The 8,323-nt window shown below is 73.2% G+C and carries 2 protein-coding genes; both read right to left on the bottom strand.

The window, feature by feature from the left end; translation table 11 throughout:
* A partial coding sequence (locus tag ABT186_RS46870) for a type I polyketide synthase (protein ID WP_502973548.1) occupies window positions 1-3,337 on the bottom strand: 3,337 nt, incomplete at its 3' end.
* Window positions 3,338-3,400: 63 nt separating this feature from the next.
* Window positions 3,401-8,323 (bottom strand): SDR family NAD(P)-dependent oxidoreductase (locus tag ABT186_RS46865; RefSeq protein ID WP_351930537.1); only part of this gene is annotated, 4,923 nt, incomplete at its 5' end.

Below are 8,323 nucleotides of genomic sequence, written 5' to 3'. Positions count from 1 at the left end.
ACCGCCCGCCCTGCGACGGGTCGGGGGCGGGGTCGGAGGCGGCGGTGCCCACCGCACCGCGGGTGGCCAGCCACAGGGGGGCGGTCACCTGTGCGTCGCCGAGCGCCTGCACGAGCCGTACGGTCCGGAACAGGACGTCCGCCGGGGACTCTTCCCCGTCGCTGGCTGAGGGCTCTTCGGCGGGCAGTGCGAGGACGCCCGCGAGGGTGCCTGCGTCGGCGAGCCGGGCGGCCAGTGCGGCCCGCTCCTCGTCGGGCGCGCACTCCCACAGCACCGGCTCGGCGCCGCGTGCCGCCAGCGCGGCGGCCACTGTACGGACTTGGGCGTGGTCGGCGGTGCCGGGGGCGACGACGACCAGCCAGCGGCCGGTGAGCGGGGTGTCGGCGGCGGGGTCGACGGGCTGCCAGCCGATGCGGTAGCGCAGCCCGTCCACCCGGCCGAGTTCGCGGCGGCCGCGCCACCACGACGACAGGGCGGGTACGAGGGGGCGGACGAGCCCTTCGTCGACGTCCAGGGTGTCGGCGAGGGCGGTGATGTCCTCGTCCTCGACGGCCGTCCAGAAGGCCGCGTCCCCGGCGCCGCCTTCGGCGGTGTCCGGTGTTGCGGGCGGGGTCGCCTCCAGCCAGTACCGTTCACGGCGGAAGGCGTACGTCGGCAGGTCCACGGCCTGTGCTCCGGTGCCCGCGAAGACGGCCGGCCAGTCGACCTGCGTGCCGTGTGCGAAGGCCGTGGCGACCGCGGCCATCAGCGCGGCGGGTTCGGTCCGGTCCTTGCGCAGCGTGGGCACGGCCATCGGCCCCTCGCCGCCGAAGCAGTCCTGGGCGAGGGCGGTGAGGGTGCCGTCCGGGCCCAGTTCGACGAACCGGGTCACACGGCGCTTCTCCAGCAGCCGTATCCCGTCGGCGAACCGGACCGGCTCGCGCACATGCCGGACCCAGTAGTCGGGCGAGCAGAGGTCGGCCGGGGAGGCGGTTTCGCCGGTCACGTCGGAGACGATCGTGAGCCGGGGCGCGTGGTAGGTGACGGCCTCGGCGACCGCGCGGAACTCCTGGAGCATGGGCTCCATCAGCGGCGAGTGGAAGGCATGGCTGACCCGCAGGGCCGTCGTCTTGCGGTCCTGGGCACGGAAGTGCGCGGCCACCTCCTCGACGGCCTCGGCCGCACCCGAAACCACCACCGAGCGCGGGCCGTTGACGGCGGCGATACCGACCCGGTCGCCCAGCAGGGGCAGCACCTCCTCCTCGGTGGCCTGGAGCGCGGTCATGGCGCCGCCCGCCGGGAGCGCCTGCATCAGCCGGCCGCGCGCCACCACCAGACGGCAGGCGTCCGCGAGGGACCAGACACCGGCGACATGGGCGGCGGCCAGCTCACCCACGGAGTGACCCAGCAGGAACTTCGGGGCGACGCCCCACTCCTCCAACAGCCGGAACAGGGCCACTTCGAGGGCGAACAGGGCCGGCTGGGCGTATTCCGTACGGTTCAGCCGGTCTGCGTCGTCATCGAAGACGATCTCTCGCAGGCTGAACGGCAGTTCGGCGTCCACCGCGTCGAAGGCCGCGGCGAAGACGGGGTACGCCTCGTACAGCTCCCGTCCCATGCCGATCCGTTGGGATCCCTGACCCGCGAACAGGAAGGCCGTCGCGCCACGCACGGTGCGGCCGCGGACGGTCGCGGTGCCCGGGGTGTCCTCGGCGAGCGCGGTCAGTTCACGCACGGCGGTCTCGTGGTCCGGGGCGAGGACGATCGCCCGGTGCTCCAGGGCGGCCCGGGTGGTGGCGAGCGCATGGCCGACGTCCACCGGACTCGGCGGCTCGGCCTGCTGCCGCAGCCGGTCCAGCAGCCGGGCGGCCTGGGCGCGCAGCGCATCCTCGCTTCGCGCGGACACCGGCCACGGCACGACGGGCAGCGCCCGAGGCTCGACGGCCGGCGCCTGCGGCTCCGCGGCCGGGTCGGCGGGGTCGGGAGCGGGGGCCTGCTCGATGACGGTGTGCGCGTTGGTGCCGCTGATGCCGAAAGAGGAGACACCGGCGCGGCGCGGGCGGCCCGTCTCCGGCCAGTCGACCGGCTCGGTGAGCAGCCGTACCGCCCCCGCCGACCAGTCGACGTGCCGGGACGGTTCGGAGACGTGCAGAGTGCGCGGCAGCATCCCGTGCCGCATCGCCTCGACCATCTTGATGATGCTGCCGACGCCCGCGGCCGACTGGGTGTGCCCGATGTTCGACTTCAACGAGCCCAGCCACAGCGGCTGTTCACGGTCCTGGCCGTAGGTGGCGAGGAGGGCCTGCGCCTCGATCGGGTCGCCGAGCGAGGTGCCGGTGCCGTGCGCGTCGACCGCGTCGACGTCCGCCGGGGCAAGACCCGCGTTGGCCAGTGCGGCGCGGATGACGCGCTGCTGAGAGGGGCCGTTGGGGGCGGTCAGGCCGTTGGAGGCGCCGTCGGAGTTGATCGCCGTGCCGCGCACCACCGCCAGCACCGGGTGGCCATGGCGCCGGGCATCGGACAGCCGCTCCACCAGCAGCATGCCCGCGCCCTCGGCCCAGCCGGTGCCGTCGGCGTCGTCGGAGAACGCCTTGCACCGGCCGTCGGCCGCCAGACCGCGCTGACGGCTGAACTCGTAGAACATCGCCGGGGTGGCCATCACCGCGACCCCGCCCGCGAGCGCCATGTCGCACTCGCCGCGGCGCAGCGCCTGGCAGGCCCAGTGCAGGGCGACAAGGGAGGAGGAGCAGGCCGTGTCGACGGTGACGGTGGGCCCTTCCAGACCGAGGGTGTAGGCGATACGGCCGGAGGCGACCGAGGTGGCGTTGCCCGCCAGCAGCAGGCCCTGCACGCCCTCGGGGAACTCGCTCACGCCGACGCCGTAACCGGAGGTCGCGGCGCCGACGAAGACGCCGGTGCTGCTGCCGCGCACCGAGCCGGGGTCGATCCCGGCCCGCTCGAACGCCTCCCAGGAGATCTCCAGCAGCAGCCTCTGCTGAGGGTCCATCGCCAGCGCCTCACGCGGCGAGATCCCGAAGAAGTCCGCGTCGAACCGGGACGCATCGTGCAGGAAGCCGCCGCCGAGCGCGTAGAAGGTGCCGGGGTTGTCGGGGTCGGGGTCGTAGCCCGCCTCGACGTCCCAGCCGCGGTCGGCGGGGAACCCGGAGACGGCGTCCTCGCCCTCGTCGACGAGCCGCCACAGCTCCTCCGGGCTGTCCACCCCGCCCGGATAGCGGCAGCTCATCGCCACGATCGCGATCGGTTCGCGGTCCCGTGTCTCCACCTCGCGCAGCTGCCGGCGCGTCTGCCGCAGCTCGGCGGTCAACCGCTTGAGGTACTCGACGTACTTGTCGTCCATCTTGTCGTCTTCAGCCACCAACGCCACATCCCTGAGCCGATGCCAACGGTTTCCCGCGGCTGATCACGACATCCCGAGTTCTTTGTCGATCAGGTCGAACAGCTCGTCCGCCGTCTCGACGGAGTCGAGTTCCCCGTCGTCGACGTCGGTGACTGCCGCTCCGGAATCCCCGGAGCCGGTGCCGTTGTCGTGTCCGGCACCGCTGCCCTTCGTTGCCAGTTCCTGCCACTTCGCCGTCAGCCGCTGCAGCCGGGAAGTGATCGTCGCGTGGTCGTCACCGCCGACCGTGGCGGCGGCGAGCGCGGCCTCCAGCCGATCCAGTTCGACCAGGAGCGGGCCCGCCGTCGCGGCCGCGGCCGGGCCCTCGCCCGTACCGGTGCCGGACGCCTCCGGCAGGGTGATCTCCTCAAGCAGATGAGCGGCCAGCACCGTCGGCGTCGGGTGGTCGAACACCAGGGTGGCCGGCAGCCGCAGCTTGGTTGCGGCGTTGAGCCGGTTGCGCAGTTCGACGGCCGTGAGCGAGTCGAAGCCCAGCTCCTTGAAGGCCTGGTCCGGTTCGATCTCGTCCGCCGAGGCGTGTCCGAGGGTCGCCGCCGCCTGCGCACACACCAGGTCGACCAGATACTGCTCCCGGTCGGCCGGGGCGAGTGTCGCCAGCCGCGCGCCGAGGTCCTGCTGCCGGGCGTCGGCCCCGCCCGCCGTCTCCGCCGCCCGCCGCACCGGCGCCCGCACCAGGCCGCGCAGCAGCGGGGGTACGGCCTCGGCGTGCGCCCGCAGCGCCTGAAGGTCCAGGTTCACCGGCAGCAGCAGCGACCGGTGCGCGGGGGCCGTCCCCGGCAGGAGACCGGCGGTGTCGAGCAGTTCGAGCCCCTGCTCTGCGGTCAGCGGCCGCATGCCGCCGCGCGCCATACGACGGAGATCGGCTTCGGTCAGCTCGGCGGTCATACCCGCGCCGGGCGCCCAGGCTCCCCAGGCGAGGGACACCGCGGGCAGACCGGAGGAGCGGCGGAGGGCGGCGAAGGCGTCGAGGAAGGCGTTGGCGGCGGCGTAGTTGGCCTGCCCCGCACTGCCGAACGTGCCCGCGACGGAGGAGAAGACCACGAAGGCGGACAGGTCCGCGTCGCGGGTCAGCTCGTGCAGGTGTGCCATGGCGTCCGTCTTCGGGCGCATGACCTTGGCCAGCCGGTCCGGGGTGAGCGAGGCGACCACACCGTCGTCCAGGACACCGGCCGTGTGCACCACACCGGTCAGCGGATGCCCGGAGGGAATCGCTGCGAGGGCGGTGGCGAGCTGGTCGCGGTCGGCGACATCCAGGGCCGCCACCTCGACCTCGGCACCCAACCCGGCAAGCTCGGCGACGAGTTGCTCAGCACCGGGAGCCTCCAGGCCCCGGCGACTGGCCAGCAGCAGATGCCGGACGCCATGCCCGATCACCAGATGACGCGCCACCAGCGCACCCAGACCACCCGTACCACCGGTCACCAGCACGGTCCCGTCCGGGTCCAGCGGGGCCGGGACGGTCAGGACCACCTTGCCCACATGCCGCGCCTGCGACAGATACCGGAAGGCTTCCGGAGCCCTGCGCACATCCCAGCACGTCACCGGAAGAGGCTCCAGCACCCCCGCCTCGAACAGGACAACCAGATCGTCCAGCATCTGACCGATCCGCTCCGGACCGGCATCCCACAGATCAAAGGCCCGATACGTCACACCCGCATGCTCGGCGGCAACAGCCTCCGCATCCCGGATATCGGTCTTGCCCATCTCCAGGAAACGGCCACCCCGCGGCAGCAACCGCAGCGACGCATCCACGAACTCACCCGCCAGCGAGTCCAGCACGACATCCATGCCACGACCACCGGTCACCGCAAGGAAGGCCGCCTCGAACTCCGTATCCCGCGACGAGGCAATGTGACGCTCATCCAGGCCCAGGCCCCGCAGGGTGTCCCACTTGCCCACACTCGCCGTACCGAACACCTCAGCACCCAAATGCCGCGCCAACTGGGTCGCGGCCATACCCACACCACCGGCCGCCGCATGCACCAACACCGACTCCCCAGGCTTGACACCACCCAGATCGGTCAACGCGTAATAGGCCGTCAGGAACACGATCGGCACGGATGCGGCCTGCGCGAACGACCAGCCCGCCGGAACCCGCACAAGAGTCCGCGCGTCCGCCACCGCCACCGGCCCGAACGAGCCCGGGAACATGCCCATGACCCGGTCACCGACCACCAGCCCCGACACCCCCGGACCGACCTCGGTCACCACACCCGCGCCCTCGCCGCCGAGCAGGCCGGCCTCGCCCGGGTACATCCCGAGCGCGTTGAGCACGTCACGGAAGTTGACGCCCGCCGCCCGTACGGCGATACGGACCTGACCATCCGTCAACTCGGCTGTCGCCTCGGGGAAGGCGGTCAGGGCGAGGTTGTCCAGGGTGCCCTTCTCCACGCTGTCCAGGTGCCAGGCCGGCTGGTCCGCCGGGAGCGGGAGGTGGCCGCCCGCCGGGACACGGCCGAGGCGCGGTGCGTGCGGGACGCCGTCGCGCAGTGCAATCTCCGGTTCGCCCGAGGCCAGAGCCTGGGCGAGTGCGGCGCGGGACGCGTCGGTGCCGTCCGTGTCGACCAGTGCGAACCGGTCGGGCGCCTCGGCGCGTGCGGCCCGTACCAGGCCCCACACCGCGGCCAGGGCCGGGTCGGGAGCTGTTCCGTCGAGTGTGACGGCTCCCTCGGTGACGATCGCCAGCCGGGACTGCTCGAACCGCTCGTCGGCGAGCCAGGCCCGTACGGCGTCCAGGACCCGGCCGGTGGCGGCGCGGGCCGCCTCCGGCGCGTCCGTGGCGCCGCCGATGCCGGGGCCCGCGGCGAACAGGACGGTTGCGGGAACGGTGGTGGGCAGCTCGGCCAGGGCCGGGTACGCCGGCGCGCCGAACGCGAGGTCCGTGTCGCCGACCACCGCGAAATCGCCTGTTCCGGAGGTGTCCTGCTCTGCCGGGGCCACCTTCGGCCAGTCCACCTGGAAGAGGCCGTCCCGGTGGCCGTCGGCCTCGGCACGGGCGGCGAGGTCGCCGGAGACCTGGCGCAGGAGCAGCGACTCGACGGAGGCGACCAGGCCGCCCGTCGGGTCGGCCAGGTGCAGGGCGACCGCTTCCGGGCCGGCCTGCACCATCCGTACGCGCAACGCCCGCGCGCCGGACGCCCGTAGCGACACGCCGCTCCAGGAGAACGGAAGCCGTCCCCCTCCGGCCTCCGCCAGGGACACGAACATCATCGCGTGCAGCGCGGAGTCCAGCAGCGCCGGGTGGACGCCGAAGTCACCCGCCAGCCGCTCGTGGTCGTCGGGCAGTCCGACCTCGGCGAAGACCTCCTCGCCGCGCCGCCAGACCGCGCGCAGTCCCTGGAACACAGGCCCGTAGGCGAATCCGGCCTCGGCGAAGCGGTCGTAGAAGCCCTCCATGGGGACGGCCTCGGCGTTCGGCGGCGGCCATGCGGACAGGTCGGGTGTCGCGGTGTCGGGGGCCGGCGGGCCCGCGAGCAGTGAGCCGCTGGCGTTCAGCGTCCACGGGTCGGTGTCGAGCGCCTCCTCGGCGCGGGAGTACACCTCCACGATGCGCGTGTCCGACTCGTCGGGCGCGCCCACCCTGACCTGCACCAGCCGTCCGGTGCGCTCGGGCACGATCAGCGGGGCGGCGATGGTCAGTTCCTCGACGCGGTCGTAGCCGAGCTGCCCGGCAGCGCACAGGGCGAGTTCGAGGAACCCGGTGCCCGGGAAGAGGACCGTGCCGGTGACGGCGTGGTCGCGCAGCCACGGGTGCGTCTTGAGCGAGAGCCGCCCGGTGAACAGCGCCTCCTCACTGCCCGCCACCCGCACGGCGGCACCCAGCAGCGGGTGCTCGGCCGAACCGACGCCTGCCGAACCGAGGTCGCCGAGGGTGACGCCGGTGAGGTTCGGCCAGTAGCGGCGGCGCTGGAAGGCGTACGTCGGCAGTTGTACGGACCTGGTCGGGTCGCCGCCGGTGAGTGCCTGCCAGTCGGCGTCGGCGCCGTGGGCGAACAGTGCGGCAAGCGCGGCGAGTGCGCCGGCTGCCTCGGGCCGGTCCTTGCGCAGCACCGGTACGAGCACCGCGGCCCCGGAGTCATCCAGGGACGCCTGGGCGAGGGCGGTGAGGGTGCCGTCGGGGCCGATCTCCAGGTAGCGGCCGACGCTCTGCTCGGCGAGGGCCTGGAGGGCCTCGGCGTAACGGACGGTCTGGCGCACATGGCGCACCCAGTAGTCCGGGGACATCAGCTCGTCGGGGGTGGCCGCCTTGCCGGTGACCGTCGAGACGAGGGGCAGTTTCGGCCGCTCGTACGTCAGGCCCGTCGCGACCTTGCGGAAGTCGGCCAGCATCGGTTCCATCAGCGGCGAGTGGAAGGCGTGGCTCACCCTCAGCGGCGTGACCTTGCGGTCCTGGGCGCGGAAGTGGGCCGCGATCTTCTCGACGGCTTCCGAGTCGCCCGCGACCACCACTGCCCGGGGGCCGTTGACCGCGGCGATACCCACCTCGTCGTTGAGGAGCGGCTGGACCTCGTCCTCGGCGGCCTGGAGCGAGACCATCGCCCCGCCGGACGGCAGGTCCTGCATCAGCCGGCCGCGTGCGGCGACCAGGCGGCAGGCGTCCGCGAGCGACCACATGCCCGCGACGTGCGCGGCGGCGATCTCGCCGATCGAATGCCCGGCGAGGACGTCCGGGCGCAGGCCCCAGGACTCCAGCAGCCGGAACAGGGCCACTTCCAGGGCGAAGAGGGCCGGTTGGGTGAACTCCGTCCGGTTCAGCAGGTCGGCGTCGTCCCCGAAGACCACCTCCCGCAGCGGGCGCGGAAGTTCGGTGTCGAGATGGGCGCAGGCCGCGTCGAAGGCGTCCGCGAAGACGGGGTACGTGTCGTACAACTCCCGGCCCATGCCGAGGCGTTGGGAGCCCTGACCGGCGAACAGGAACGCCGTGCG

The organism is Streptomyces sp. NPDC001634 (assembly GCF_040298185.1).
GTDB lineage: Bacteria > Actinomycetota > Actinomycetes > Streptomycetales > Streptomycetaceae > Streptomyces.
Note: the sequence above shows the minus strand (reverse complement) of the source record. Positions and strands in the feature narration are given on the sequence as shown.